The organism is Thalassotalea profundi (assembly GCF_014653195.1).
Taxonomy (GTDB): Bacteria; Pseudomonadota; Gammaproteobacteria; order Enterobacterales; family Alteromonadaceae; genus Thalassotalea_B; species Thalassotalea_B profundi.
Window position 1 is genome coordinate 65,804 of sequence record NZ_BNAH01000011.1, and the last position, 15,923, is coordinate 81,726.

A 15,923-nucleotide genomic window follows, 5' to 3' on the forward strand; every position below is an offset into this window, starting at 1 on the left:
CTATTAATTTATGCATTAATTAACTTCAATGCGTTAGACAAGTCTGCGAGTAAATCGTCTACATTTTCTAAGCCCACAGAGATACGCATATCACCAAGTGATATGCCCATTTTTTCAAATTGTTCTGGGCTTTGTTCTTTCATACAGCTTATCGCTGGTGCATAAATTAAACTTTCATGTCCCCCCCAACTCACGCCTATTTTGAATAATTCTAGTGAATTAAAGAAGGTTTTAATCTCTTTCGGGTTGTCCGTTTTTAACCTAAAGCTCATTAAACCACTAAAACCTGACATCTGCTGACGAGCCAACTCTGCTTGAGGGAAACTTGATAAACCCGGATAGTTAACTTCTTCTATCAATGGGTGAGCGCTTAAATACTCTGCGATACACATAGCACTTTTTTGATGGCGCGCCATGCGTAAGTCTAAAGTACGCAAACTTCGCAGTAGTAAAGAGGCTTCTACTGGTGCCATTTTTGCCCCAAGTAGTTCATATTCTCTCACATGAATAGCATCGATAAGTTTATTGCTCCCTATTACTACTCCAGACACTATATCGCTATGCCCTCCCAAATACTTAGAACAAGAATGTATTTCAAGATCAATTCCTAACGCTAAAGGCTTTTGAAATAAAGGTGTAGCCCAAGTGTTATCAATAGCGGTAGCAATATTATGTTTTTTAGCTATTTCAGCTATTGCCGATAAATTTTGTAAACTAAAGATCACTGAAGATGGGCTTTCTAAATAAATTAAGCGCGTATTAGCTTTAATTGCTTTTGCTATTTCATCAACATCAGAGCCAGAAACGTAAGTCACCTCAATATTCATTTTTGGGATCAAAAAGTCATTAATCAGACTGATGGACGGGCCATAAATATTTTTTAAGGTGATAATATGATCGCCCGCAGATAAACAATGTAACATCGCTGCCGAAACTGCCGCCATACCAGAAGAGAACAATTTACTTTTATCGCCCCCTGCTAGCGTGGCAATTTTTTGCTCGACTAAAGCAACCGTCGGGTTTTTTCCTCGACTATATATTGAGTTGTTAATTTTATCTTCAAATGCCTTTTCTATCGCTTCCCAACTAGAGAAAGTAAAAAGTGAATTCTGATAAATAGGCGGAACAACAGCACCAAACTGGTCTTGATATTGATCATTATCATGCATCATTAACGTTTCAATATGCCGCTTATTGGCCATAAATAGATTCTCCAGTTTGTTCGTCTTTAAAAAAGCCAATAGCAAAAAAAGCACAAATAAACGCTATTGGGATGTTAATTAATGAAAGTAATTGCCAGTGCCAATAATCTTGAATAGCGACACCTAAAGATGCATAAATAAAGACAGCGGTAGTACTCCATGGCACTAAGCTTTCTATCATTGTGCCAGTGTCTTCGAGTGACCGAGATAATACTTTTCTAGAGATATTCAATTGGTCATATTTTTTGCCAAAGGCTTCACCAACAATAAAACTATTCGCATATTGACTTGAGGTGATGGCATTTACTATCGCAGACGAAAACAACGACGCGGCAACCAAAGAAAATTGACGCTTAATACCACTTAATAATTTGTTCACTAATACCGACATTGCGGATATGCAATCTATAGCGCCTACATAGATAAACACTAAAATAGTAATAATAATCGGCTCATTCAAAGCGTATAAACCACCACGATTAAATAAAACACCTATATGCTCAGGAATGTGGGTGGCTATTTCTGATCCAGTACCAATCATGGCGATATCAAAACCTTTATAAAGCGTTTGTACTACATCATCTAACTGAATTGATTGAAAAATAAGTGCTAAGAAACAAGCAATTAATGAAGATAGTATGAGTATAGGTAAAGGTGGTTTTCGTGTGATAGAGCCATATAAAATGACAATTGGCGGTAACATTAATAAATAATGGAAATTAAACAGTGATGAAATGGCAGAAAGAGTTTGTTGAAATAATGTAATACTTTCAATATGAGTAACAGCGCTATTCATTTGTGCAGGGTAAATATAATCTAAGGCGAAAAAACCTAAAGCCGCCAACACTGCAGAAGGCAATGTTGTAAATAGCATTGATTTTATATGTTGGTATAGCTCTACATTCGAAGCCATGGCCGCAATATTTGTGGTATCAGATAGCGGCGACATTTTATCACCAAAGTAAGCCCCTCCGACAATAGCACCCGTTACAATACCAAGATCGGCATTAATCACCTGTGCAACCGTTATAATGACTAAACCAATTGTTGCTATAGATCCCCAAGATGTTCCTGTACACATTGAGAAAAAAATAGGCACTAAGAATGCGATTATATAGATATGCTCAGGCGACACTATTTTTAAGGCATAATAAACCAACATAGGAATAGTGCCAGATATCAACCAACTGCCAATTAATAATCCGATAGCAAACAGCAATAAAATAGTTGGGATCGCTTTACTCAACTTATTAGTCACTGCCATTTGAATACTTGACCAACTAAAACCTAAATAGAATAGCTGACCAATAGCAATTATTGCGGCTAATAAAAAAACTATTTCAAGCGGAAATGGTGATTGCTCCAGCAATAATGGTCTTAGCATTAACCCATAAAGTACTAAAACCAATAATGTTCCTACCGAAAATAGGGATTGTGAGAAGCTAGCTTTTTTAACATTATCCATTGGTAGGAGTTAACCTTGCTACCCAGCCACCACTTGGCGCCAGCTTAATATTTACTTTACTTTGAGGTGTAACTTTGTGCTTATACATTTGATAATCACTGGCAAATTTATCGGCATTCACCCCATCAGCGAAGCTTTCTAACTCATATTCACCTTTAGGTAAAAATGATAAATCCACAGTAAAATCACGCGCCATGCTATTACCCATAACCCCAATAAACCAATGTTCACCTGAACGTCGAGCTGTAATAATGTGATCGCTTATTTTCGCTGACAGTATAATAGTTTCATCCCATACCGTTGGAATAGTGCTAATAAATTGTGTCGTTTCATGTTCTTTCAAATAGTTTGACGGGCTATCCGCTAACATTTGTAATGGGCTTTCAAAAACAACATACATAGCCACTTGGTGTGCTCGAGTAGTCTTACTCATAGGGCGATCAAAAACAATGTTAAAATTTTCTGGCTGAGCATTAACCATAGCACCCGGTGTATAATCCATAGGACCAGCCAGCATACGGATAAATGGCAATGTTAGATTATGCTCTGCGGTAATATAGTCAGCCCATTTGTTATGCTCTAACCCCCTTACACCTTCACGCGTAATGACATTAGGATAAGCACGTCGCAATCCTGCTGGTTTATATGAACCATGAAAATTAACTAACAGCTGACGCTTTGCCGCTTGCTCTGCAACTCTCCAATAATAGTTAACCATCGCCTGATCATCTCGTTGCATAAAGTCAACTTTAATGCCTGCTGCACCCCACTTTTGATAAGTATCAAGAGCCAGCTCTAATTGTTGATCAAGCGTTTCCCAAATAACCCATAAAATAACATCAACATTTTTTGACTTGCCATAATTGATAATCTCTTCAACATTGATATTAGGAACAACATCAAGCACATTACCTAATTTATACCAACCTTCATCAAGAACAATATATTCAAGACCGTATTTTGCAGCAAAGTCTATATAGTATTTATATGTTTGCGTATTTATTCCCGACTTAAAATCGACACCGTAAATGTTATTTGCATTCCACCAATCCCAAGCCACTTTACCGGGTTTTATCCAACTAGGATCATCTATTTCAAGTTCATCAGCTAATAAATAAGACAGTTCATTGGTTAACAATTCTGCATCGTTCTGAGCTATTGCAATCACCCGCCATGGGAAATCTCGGCCACCTTGCTGCGGGGTAATTTGATGGCTTGATAAGTAAGGGGCTCTTTTAGTAATAAGTTCATTACGATCTGAGTCTTTTTTTAGCTCGCTTTCCAATACGTGTTTTGGAAAAATAGCACTTAGCGAGTTATTGCCATCACCTTTTAACCACATACCAGGATAATCACGTAAACCTGTTTCTGTTATAACAACCTTCGCCTTAGCTGTATCAACTAATAGCGGCAGACTCGCAAATTGTTTAGACGCAATCTCACTTAATTTTTTGGGTAAATAAAGTCGTTCATTATGGGAGATAAAGCTATTTTCCTCAGGAAATAGTACCTGATGATCATCTGCAAAATTAAAAATAGCTTGTTCATCTATAACCTCAAGATTACCCGACATTTTAATCCCAAAGCGATACGCAATGCCCTGATCAAAAACTCGAAAAGTAATACTCTGATGATTATCATAAAATAATGTGATTTCATTGTAATGCTCAATAATTTCTTTCGACTTTTGTTTAACTGTAGGGTGTAAAACACGACTAATACTACGACGTTTTATATTAACTACCTTTTTTGCAGATCTAACATCTTTAATCGAAAGCTGTGCAACGGCGTTGTTAATGACAGCTTTGTCATTAACACTAAGTATATAAGTTAATGTTTTGCCTTGATTAATAGACAAATTGAGGCTGCCATTAGGCGATGATAAATTATACGTTTGTGCGTTGAGCTGCCCTGATATACAACAAACAGCAAACATCACCCACCATAAAAATGGCTTTAAATCTAAATTTATTTTCATTACTTATACTCTCAATAATGGAGCTATCGAATGGGTATTTTCAAAAGTTTTTAACTGTAGCTGCTAAGCTTTCATGTTAGTCCACACTATAAAATGAAAGCTCAACAACCCTACCAATCAGAGAAAATAAGCATTTACTTTCTCCGATAGTAGCTCTAGAAAACTAAAAGCTAACACTTACGGGTGACTTACCATCCCAATTGATTCTTTGAGAATGACCATTAATTTGAGTTATTTTTATTGTATAATCTTCACCATCTCGTTCTACACACAGATTAAAATCATTATTAAATGCGCGTATATGTTTTAAACACATATTATTCCAAGAACTAGGTAAATAAGGCGCAAGATTAAAGCGTTTAAAGCCGGTTGGTTCAATACCAAATAAACCTTCTGTTACCGTACGTGCATATAAAGCACTTTCAGCCGACAAGTGGCGTTGATTACCCTCGGGCCAAGCCTCTACTGCATATGGTACATGCTCACCCAATAACCTTTTACGTGAATAGTATTTAAAATAACGCATAGCAGTATCAGTTTCCTGTGCGGAAAATATCCCCCTAAATGCATATAAAGTAGCGCGATCCCAAAACGTTTTATTACCAGCTTCACTATAAATGCCATCTGCACTCCATAAATGCTCAGATAAGAGGGCATCCAATGTTTCTTCTTTACGCTCAAAAATACCAAATGTTAAAGGCAATGCAATCCAGGCACGTAGCTTGTCATTTCCTTCATAATATTGATAAGTATCAAAACCCTGCACGTTAGCACCAAAATAGCTCTCAATAGCAGTCCGCAATGCTAAAGCTTTATTGTAATACTCATCAGCAATGCTTTTTCGATCTAGTTCATTATTTAAATAATTTGCTGAAATTAATGCCCCATAGGTCAACATATTGGTACTTAAGTTATAGTCGCCAGCAGGAAAACGACCTTCTAGCTCATCACTATCTGAGCCGATAACTCCATCCTTGTTTATTTTTTTATAACTATAATCAAGACACCAATCGATCAGAGGTAATAACTCAGTCGCTTGATCTTTATCTGCTATAGCTAGCGCATATCTACTAGCTCCATATGCGATCATGGCACAATCACCACGGTCTCCAGCACCATCCCAAATATCATCTCCCTCTGCAATAATTGAAGACGGGATATGCTTACCTTCATCATTCATAAAACGTGCAAAATGACGGAAGCTATTTATTGCAGACTCGTTTCCTCTTTGATTACCAAGAAAAGGGAAGAAAGGGTTAATATATTCAGCTTGGTCATTTGCCCAGATTGCCGCGTAGTAACGCCCCCCCCCAGGGGCATGCATTAATCCGCCTTTGGTACGAAAAATACTTTCCGCAGAGCGTAACTTAGCAAAATCAAACATCTTATTAATAACAGGATCTGGTGTTTTTAATTGCAACACTTGCTGTAAACTTGCGACGTAATTTCGACGTTTTTCAATTTCAAGTGAACTATTAAATACAGTATTTTGGCCTTGCTTCGTCGCAAAGTAATTAACGAACACACTTGCTGATTCACCCGGTTTTATCGTTATATCTTCCGACTTATCGCTGCGTGCCTCAATAGTATAAACACCATATATACCCTTATCGGCAGGTGTTTGAACTTGATAATTTAACGGTTCAGTCGTAATTGTGGCACTTTGGTTACCCTTGTTAACAAAATGCAGTTGTTCGATCATCACCGCTTGTGTAGTACTTGGGGAAAGCGTGCGAGTAAGGCTAATATCATTTTTTAATTGACTTGTTAAAGCAAGTACACCATCAATACGTACATGCTTTAATTGCTCTTTACTACTTTTCTCGTTATTAATTTTTATTACTGGCGTAATCGAAAGCGGAAAGTCATGAATTAAACTGGCATGAGTATCGTTAGGGATAGTTCGTAACATGGGCCAAACTAATTTGCGATTTAACGTTAAATTTCCATTTTCATCGCTACCATAGTAAATAATGGTCGAAATTTGCTCACCGCTCATCTCTATATGGTCTTCATGTGAGTCTGATACTTGCCATTCAATACCTTGGTTTGTTAATTTCCAACGATCTGATAATGTATCAGCCAGACTATTGATATCAACTGACGAAACAGCATTATCGGCACTTCTACTATCGATAGAATTACAAGCACCAATCGTTGCAACCAAGCCAGAAAACACAATAACTTTTGAAAATAGCTTAAGCAAAATAATTACTCCCTAACAATTTGAAGCGTCAATAGTTAACGCAGAATAATTTAAATATTGGGCTTATTGGAACACCAAGCTAGGCAAATAACTTATCGAAATTTAAGAAAATACTCCTGAAAAATAACTTTTATTCTAAAAAGTGAAGACATTACTTACTAATTTGTCGCTATAGCATCATTCGTTCTTGAATTAAAAATATTTTGCCTAAACTGTAATGGAGTCATTGCAAACTCTCGTTGGAAAATATCATAAAATCGACTTGTCGAACCAAAGCCAGCTTCCAGTGCAATATTCAAAACAGCATTATTAGTATCTATTAATAATGCTTGAGCATGTTGTAACCTTAGTTTATTAATATATTGTTTTATTGATATTTTCATTACCTGACTAAAAATCTTCATCGCATAATTAGGGTGTAACCCTGTATGTTGAGCGACATCATCAACGGTAATTTTTTTATCATAATTATCAGCAATATAGCGAAGAATTAATTGAATATGATGTAGTCCAGAAACTAATGATTTATGCCCTGACTTTCTTTCTGCATATGATAAGTTAAAAGTACTGAAAGGTTCTAATGACATTCTACGAATACGATTTCTAATTTCATCAATGACTTGAAACATTAATGGGGCTTGTTTTTTTATTAAGTTTTCTTCCCACATTAATGTTAACGGTTGGTCTGTTGGGTGCAAACTATCGGCAACTAAAACTTCACCGTGCAATATCTGTTCAATAAATTCATTAGGAAACTTCCAACTTAAAAATGCTTGAAGCGGTATATAAATATTAACCATATAACCATCTCCATCACTTGCGATCATTTGATGTGGAATCGATGCCCAAAACAAAATCATTCGTCCTTCGGGGACGCTAATTTTTTTTCCATTAATTAAATAATCAGCTGAGCAATTAAATAAATAATTAATTTCAATATGCCCATGCCAGTGGCTGCTCGCCATAATTTCAGGTTGGTGTCTTTGAAAACCAAAGTTATTTTCATGTCCTTGTACTTCTAAGGGACTACTTTCATCAAATCGAATTCTATTTACCCAATCAAACATACTCTCACCAAAAAATTATTTATTAGGAAAAAATACGCGATAAATAGGAACTTAACAACAACACCTTATTTATCGAGAATATTTTATTTATTTTCGAGAGTCACGATCTTAACCTTTATATTCAAGATAATGATTAGGATTTTTACTCGAATATATGTTTTTTGATAATAAAAAGGAGTTTTTCAGGAAGTATATTTCCCTGACCTAACGCTATAAATCATCATGCAAATTTAATTAATAAGTCGGGATTTGCAAAATAGTAAACGATAAAAATAATACAGGTCACCTTCAAAAAGTTGGGGTAATAACATGAAAATAAAACACATTGCGCTGCTCATAAGTACTGCTTTAGCTACTTCACTGTCAACATATGCTGCTCAAGAAGAAGATAATAATGATGAAACTGAAATTATTGAAGTTAGAGGAGTACTTAGTAGTTTAAAAGAAGCACAAGAAATAAAAAAATTATCGAACAATATTCTTGATGCATTGGTGGCAGAAGATATTGGTAAATTCCCTGATGCTAATGTTGCCGAAGCTTTACAACGTATTCCAGGAGTCAGTGTCTCACGCGTTCATGGCGAGGGTCAAAAGGTCACTGTGCGTGGTTTAACAGGGGATTACAACGTGACCACTTTAAACGGTCGAAAAATAGCTTCAGAAACTGTGGGCCGAGATTTTAATTATGATTTAATTGCTTCAGAACTTATTGGTGGCGTTCAAATAAATAAAACACAGCAAGCAAAACTCTCAGAAGGAGGAATAGGCGCAATTATTAATATTGATACACTTAAACCCCTAAATATTGGCAGCTTAGTTGCGGGGTCATTAGAAGGATATTATAACGAACGTTCAGAAGAAACTAGCCCCCAAGCTTCATTTTTAATTAGTGAAAGTTTTAACGATGATACCTTTGGTATTTTATTTTCAATGAACCACACAGAATCAAAAACACGATTTGATAGTCATTCTGCACAATGGGGCTGGGGTCAATGGAATATGAAAGATCTACTACCCAATGATGGCTATACCGATGAAACGGTGCGTTTCCCTAATTGGCCTAATATTACAGTAAGTACCGATGATAGAAAGCGTACTGGTGGAACATTTGCTCTACAATGGCGTCCATCTGCAAACTTAGACATTAACTTTGATGCGCTTTATACCAAGTATGAAATTTTATCTACTGGCCATATGATTTCGCTCGCACTTTTTGAAGGTACTAACCTTGATAATATTCAAGAGGTCACAGTAGGTGAAGACGGCTTAGGTAATAGTATAACCATAGGTGAGCCAGGGAATATGGACTCGCCAGCAATTGCCGAGTTACTAGAAGATCAGCATCCTCGTGAAAGCGATACCTTTCAAATAGGTTTAAATGTTAATTATATTTATGACCAGTTTAACTTTAATTTTGATGTGGCATATTCTGAAGCAGAGGATGCTTCAGCAGAAGAAAGTTGGATTGTTGTTCGCACAGCCATTGATACTTTATCAATGAACTGGGATAACGGTGAACAAGTGCCAGATATTACCTTCGGTGACACCGTACTTGATGAAAATACTGATTATGGTGCATGGTACGCTCGCCTACAAGGTGACAAAGTAAAAGATAAAACGGGTCGCTTTGTTTTTGATGGTGAGTATGAGCCTACGGATGGCATTATTACACAGGTACTATTTGGTACGGGTTATAACATGCAAGATAAAGGTAAAACCTTTTGGAGCCAGAAAAATGCCAGTGCATTTACTTCAGATGATATGTCCATTATCAATGCGCCTGAGAGTGAACAATTTGAGATCAATGGCAACACTATGTGGGGCCCATTACCAGCTTCCGCATTAAGTCCAAGTTCGTTCAGTAACTTCATGGGTAACTCAGGTGCAAACTTACCTAGTGCATGGGCAGGTATTAATGTAAATGGTTTATTTGATTACTACCGTTCATTAGACAATGAGGCATTTGAAGAATATTTAGTACCTCGCCCTTCGCTAGAAGGTGGAAATACTTATGGTGTTAAAGAAGAAACCATTCATGCATACGCTGAAATAATCATCGAAGATGAAATAGTAAATATGCCGTATATGCTAGATTTAGGTGTTCGTTATATTAAAACTGATGTTTCATCTTGGGGCTACTCTCAATCTCCTAGCAATATAGCCTTTGATTCAGAAGGAAAAATAACTGACAGTCACAAGCAAGTCGGTTATGTATCATTTAATGGTAGTTACGATAAAATATTGCCTAGCGCTAACTTTAAATTATCTTTAACAGATAAATTAGTATTACGCTTAGCCTTATCTCAAGCAATGTCACGCCCACCATTAACAAATTTATCGCCAGTAACCTCTATTTCACAAGATGAAACAACTTTACAAAACTTCATGTATGAAAATGATCCGGGATTAGAGCCGTACTACGCAGATCAATTTGATACCTCTATTGAATGGTACTATAGCGACTCAGGTAACTTAAACTTTGCCACTTTCTACAAAGAATTACATGGCTTTATTATTTATGAACCAACTCAACAAAATATTGCGGGTAAATCATTCGAAGTAACTAGCCCATTCAATGATGATGATAACTCATCACGTATTCGTGGTTATGAACTGAACTGGTTGCAAACCTTCGATGATTTTTTACCTGCTTCATTAGCTGGTTTTGGTGTGTCAGCAAATTACACCTACAACAATAGTACTTCTGGACAATATGATGGTGATAATAACGAGCTACCATTTAAAGGCTTATCTGAGCACCAATACAACATTGTTGCCTTTTATGAAAACAATGGCTTAATGATTAACCTTGCCTATAACTATCGTTCAGAATACAGCTTAGGCACAGTTTGGAGCCCATTAATGCCAAGTTGGGGTGAAGCCGCAATTGAAACATTAGAAGTGGATGAATGGGGAGCGCTTGATTTAAGTGCAAGTTACGCCATGAATGATAATGTCACTCTCACTTTTGATGCTAACAATATTTTAGACCCAGATTTTGTCCAATATATCGATGGCGATAAGAGTTTTGTTGATTACATCTCAAGTTGGGGTAGTAGCTATCGTGCAGGTGTTCGTATTAAGTTTTAAAGTTTAAATAACGCCTTTCTATAATAAAACAGCCTTAGGTATTAATAATACTTAAGGCTGTTCTACTTTCAGTCAATATACTATTAACCATCGGCATGTCATTAAGTTGTCATATTTTTGTCTTATAGTAAAAATTCAAGTAGTGGTGTGGCTAGATTAGTGAATTCATTATTTACCATAATCCCCTATAACTTTTTTAGTTATAGGTTGATTCAAATTACAATTTTTATCTTTTCTTGCTTTCTGATTATTGTCTTAACTTGGCAAAAGCCGCCTCTTCTTCAAATTTCGACTATAGACCATTATCAATGTGAAATTAAAAATACATTAGTATCGAATAAAACCTTTAATATCTTACTTCCTTTATCTGATTACGCTAAGGAATTTGCTGAACGCCTCTGTAGTAATACGGAAATAGGTAAGCAGTTTTCTCAAGTCAATATTAATTGGCGCAATCGTTCTGCCCTTACTGCAGATGATTTATTAAAAGAAAAATATCAGCTTATTTGGGCACGGAAAGACACATTAAAGGGCATGGTTTTACATTTTGATGATATCTATCAGATGTTGCTACCTAGCCAAAAAGTACAAATTTTTTGGCTTAGTCATAATAAAGCCGCAGAACTGAGTCCACATTTTTTAACCGATAAAATTATTGGCTTAATTAACGATCAAAAAAGCTTTTCTTCTTATTTAGTACCAATAGATTCACTAAAAAAGCAAGGTATCGATATCAGTAAATTACACATAAACTATTACAACTCATATAAGTCACTTTATGATGCTTTTAATCGACATGAAATAGATTTAATACCAGGCCAAAACTGGTTTGATTCTATAATTGATATAGATCAGCTAACTCAAATTCCAATCCAGCACCAATTAGAATCTGGTGAATTGTATGCTGCAAAGTCTATCATCACTCCAGAGTTAACCTGTTCATTTATTGCTGCTTTTCATGTGTATATACCTCTATTTGAGGCGAGTAATACAACTCTAACTTCTCCTAAATATTGTAAGAATATTTAATTTATGAAGATTAAAAGACAACAATTTAACTACCTAATTTATTGGCTCATTAGCACCATTGTTTTCTTAATCGTCCTATTGGTAATCAACCAGCTATCATTTAAAAATCAAGTATCTACACAATTAAATAAGCATTTATCGCCTGAACTAACAAAAGCTTTTCAGCAACATATTATTGATAAAAACTATAAAAATTTAGTGAAAAGTAACCTTAATCAACAATTAGCATTAACTAACGCTTTAACACATTTCAATATTTTTAAACGATACTCTTTAACAATAGAGGCGTTGTTTTCTGAAAGTGACCACTCCAACTTACACACAATTTATGTTCCTTGGCAATTTGGTCTTGAAGCTAAACAAGCAAAAGTGATACTTGATTATCAAATTCGATGGTGGTTGATTATCTGTATATGTAGCATCAGTACATTTATCATCTTAGTATTAATACATTTAGTACCTAAGCCTGTATCAAGCCACTATAAACAGTGGTTAAACTTACTAAAATCTCTGCAAGTAGAAGATGATATAGCTAAAGCTTTAAGCGATAAAATAGAAATTACTGATACCTCAAAAAAAGACTGGCTAAAATCCTTATTAACAAAAATTTTAGAAGACAATCAACTAACTGAAAATGTTAATATCAATGACTTAGTTATTTGGTTTCTTAATAAAACAACAGATGATTTGCAGCAAATATCACAGATAAAGTTCATAGATGCCTTATATCAATCAACAATAAACATTGATCAAGCATACCAATTAGCAAAAAAAACCTGCGTACTCAGTTTTAACATAGACACTTTCACTATCAACATCAATAACTTCGAAATCAAGTTAGCTAAAACACCTTTCTTTTATTATTTATGGTACGCCTATCTTAAAGTTAATAATGTTGACGCCGGCTGGCTAATCAACCCATCGATTAATCACCCCGACACTCAATCAGCAAATACCATTACAACTTTAATGAAAGAAAATCACGGCCATAGTAAATCAATTAACGAATTAGAAACCCACGGTTTAAGAGCTAAAACCTTAGATCAAAATCGCAATAAAATTAAAGAAACGTTAATTTCTCAATTAGGCGAGGAATTAAGCCAACCTTATTTATTCGATTTGTTACGAGACACTAAAACAGGTCGCTTTAAATATCGTTTAAAATTAGATGCCGAGTCAATTAAATTACCACAAGCAATAAAAAACACCTTGACACAAAAATAAAAAAAACATTTAAAATCAGGCGATTAAATTTTAGAGATATCTAATTCTCTTTAAAGATATCTCTGTCACTTTCCAGTAATAAATTAAATTGAGAATAGCGATGTTTTCTATTTAAGCCAATAATTCATGGAAATAAAGATGTTTAATTACCCTAAAAAAAAGTTAGCCCTATCGATTACTTTAGCTATTAGTTCTGTAACTATGTTTCCAGCGTTAGCTGAAGAAAATGATCAACAAATTGAAGAGGTGGTTGTAAAAGCCTCTCCAATTCTTGATAGTCAAAAAGCCGCTTTAGAAGCCAAAAAGCAAGCAACAAACTTTGTTGATATTATCGCTGCCGATACTATCGGTCGCTTCCCCGATCAGAACTTGGCCGATTCATTAGGTCGTGTTCCTGGGGTAGCAATTGAACGAGACCAAGGTCAAGCACGATATATTAACTTTCGAGGTGCTCCGTTTAAATATTCACCTATAGCCATTGATGGTGTTGTAATTCCAGGTGCTGAAAATGGTCGAGTAGCGCGCTTTGATTCTTTCCCTTCGGTAATTACCAGCCGCTTAATTGCGAACAAAACAATTACTCCTAATATGCCAGGAGATGCTGTAGCAGGCTTTATTAACATTGAAACTCATGACCCTTTCAAATTTGATGGCTTTGCGTTTAATGCTGATTTAGGTTTTGGTCAGCAAGATTTAGGTGAAGGTGATATAGAAAAAACAGCACTAAAAGCCTCTTATTCCAATGAAAATTGGGGAGCGATGATTTATACCTCGAAAAATTCTCGTGAACAAATTACCGATAATCGCGAATACGATTGGTTATCAGAGAATCAATTAGGTGGCGTTGAGTTTCGTAGTTATGAAATAACTCGTGAAGATGAAGCCTTCGGTGGAAAATTAGAATACCGGTTTAACAAGGGTTCAGGCCGTGTTTTTGTATCCCTTTTAGAAAGCGAGTTTAATGATCATGAATTAAGAAACCAATTCGTTTTTGATATTCAAGGTGGTATGGAACAATTTGGACAAAACGCGCCAACAGGCACAGATAATTACGTACCATTAGCTTTAGTAGAACGTTGGTTACAAGACGGTGATTATAAAAGTGCAACTTCCACTAAAACATTAGGCTTCGAATACAACCTTAAAGGTTGGTTGTTAGAAGGGCGAGTAAGCATAACTGATACAGAAAATCTTACCCATATACCGTTATTACGAGGTGTAGGTGGAGCAGGGGCATTCGCCTATGACCTAACAGACTTAGAAGACCCACAAGCCGAGTTATTCGAAGTAAACAGTACAACTCCACTTGCACTCAGTAGCCTTAATTACGCAGCAAACGTAGTTCTTAATGCTAAAAGTGAAATGGATATTGAAGCGACACAAATTAAGTTTGATGTGACAAAAGACATGAACTTATTTGGTTTAAATAGCGAAATAAAGTTTGGCTTTAATTCAGATAGTCGTGAAGCAGATGGCTATGGGTTTTATATGGATTTTAGCGATGCTTCATTATATGGCTTTATGGCTACTGGTATAAACCCTAATGATTATGATACTGGCGTTGCATGGGATTCTGACTTTACACATGGTGTTGGTGGTACCTATTACGATAATGTAGCACTTCGTAATGATTGGGAAGCTCAAGTTGGTGATTTAGGTAATATTGATATTCCAGCTGGTGACTTAATCATTATTGATGAAACAGTTACTGCTGTTTATGCCATGGCTACAAGCTATTTTGATTGGGGTAATTTGGTCTATGGTGCACGTATTGAACAAACAGATTACACCTCAGAAGGCCCTACAGGTACTTTTGAAGATGACTACATTAACGTTTTACCTAGCTTGCACGTAAATTACGACCTAGGACAAGATAAAAAATTACGTTGGTCAGTAACAACAGGTGTCAGTCGTCCTAATTATGGTGAATGGCGGGCAACTACGTCTGTTATACCAATTTCCAGCACAATTTCTGCGGGTAACCCAGAGTTAGACGCTGAAAAAACGATTGGTACTGATATTTCTTATGAGTGGTACATAGGTGATGCAAGTATGTTCTCTGCAGCTGCATTTTACCGCTCAATCGATAATGTAATTTATGTCAGTTCAAGTAATGTAGATGGCGGTGCTTTCGACCCATCACTTTCAGGTTCGACTTGGTCATATACTCAATCAGTAAATGGTAAAGATGGTAACCTAAGCGGCGCTGAAGTTAACTTTATTGCATACGCTTCTGACTTTTTAGACGTAATGGACGGTTTCGGATTCAGCATGAATTACACCATGTTAGATAGCGAATTCACAACATTAACAGGTGAAAAATACTCTTTGCCTGGCACCTCAGACACTATCTATAACGCTTCCGTATTCTATGAAGCTCACGGTTTTTCAGCTCGCTTGAATTATCAATACCGAGATGACTGGTTCTCTACTACTGAAAATGCCTCAGAACCTGAATATTGGTCAGGACAAAAACGTGCTGATCTAGCATTAAGTTATGCGCTCCCTTCAGATATTTACGGTGCGGAAGTCTCTTTTTACTTTAATGCAAACAACTTAACCGATGCCGTTGATACTCGCTATGTAGGTACAGCGGCTACGCCAAACCAAGTAGAGCGATACGGTAAGCGCTACATGGCTGGTGTACGTATTAACTACTAAT

General features: G+C 36.1%; 9 protein-coding genes. 4 read left to right on the forward strand and 5 right to left on the reverse strand.

Annotated elements, in window-relative coordinates:
* Window positions 1–8 precede the first annotated feature (8 nt).
* The 5 genes from IE155_RS13480 to IE155_RS13500 form a co-directional block, all read right to left on the reverse strand.
* Window positions 9–1,202 (reverse strand): trans-sulfuration enzyme family protein, encoded by a 1,194-nt coding sequence (locus tag IE155_RS13480; RefSeq protein WP_189378771.1) that lies wholly within the window; start codon window positions 1,200–1,202, stop codon window positions 9–11.
* Window positions 1,192–2,667, reverse strand: a complete 1,476-nt coding sequence (locus tag IE155_RS13485; RefSeq protein WP_189378772.1) for a Na+/H+ antiporter NhaC family protein — start codon at window positions 2,665–2,667, stop codon at window positions 1,192–1,194. Before IE155_RS13485 ends, IE155_RS13480 begins: the two co-directional genes overlap by 11 nt.
* Window positions 2,660–4,645, reverse strand: coding sequence for a glycoside hydrolase family 97 protein (locus IE155_RS13490; protein ID WP_189378773.1), 1,986 nt, complete (start codon window positions 4,643–4,645; stop codon window positions 2,660–2,662). Before IE155_RS13490 ends, IE155_RS13485 begins: the two co-directional genes overlap by 8 nt.
* A gap of 163 nt (window positions 4,646–4,808) precedes the next feature.
* A complete protein-coding gene (locus IE155_RS13495) occupies window positions 4,809–6,851 on the reverse strand; it encodes a hypothetical protein (protein ID WP_229817313.1) in 2,043 nt (680 codons plus the stop codon).
* A 158-nt stretch (window positions 6,852–7,009) separates the two neighbouring features.
* Window positions 7,010–7,918, reverse strand: a complete 909-nt coding sequence (locus IE155_RS13500; protein ID WP_189378774.1) for an AraC family transcriptional regulator — start codon at window positions 7,916–7,918, stop codon at window positions 7,010–7,012.
* Between the two features lie 309 nt (window positions 7,919–8,227).
* On the opposite strand from IE155_RS13500, the gene IE155_RS13505 reads away from it, so the two are divergent.
* From IE155_RS13505 to IE155_RS13520, 4 genes are all read left to right on the forward strand, one after another.
* Window positions 8,228–11,008: a TonB-dependent receptor gene (locus IE155_RS13505; protein ID WP_189378775.1), complete on the forward strand. Its 2,781-nt coding sequence runs from the start codon at window positions 8,228–8,230 to the stop codon at window positions 11,006–11,008.
* A gap of 159 nt (window positions 11,009–11,167) precedes the next feature.
* Complete coding sequence (locus IE155_RS13510) at window positions 11,168–12,037, forward strand: hypothetical protein (protein ID WP_229817315.1); 870 nt, start codon at window positions 11,168–11,170, stop codon at window positions 12,035–12,037.
* A 3-nt stretch (window positions 12,038–12,040) separates the two neighbouring features.
* The gene (locus IE155_RS13515; RefSeq protein WP_189378777.1) at window positions 12,041–13,261 is read left to right on the forward strand and encodes a hypothetical protein; all 1,221 of its coding nucleotides are present in this window, start codon (window positions 12,041–12,043) and stop codon (window positions 13,259–13,261) included.
* A 138-nt stretch (window positions 13,262–13,399) separates the two neighbouring features.
* Window positions 13,400–15,922: a TonB-dependent receptor gene (locus IE155_RS13520; protein WP_189378778.1), complete on the forward strand. Its 2,523-nt coding sequence runs from the start codon at window positions 13,400–13,402 to the stop codon at window positions 15,920–15,922.
* The last annotated feature ends 1 nt before the right edge of the window (window position 15,923 follow it).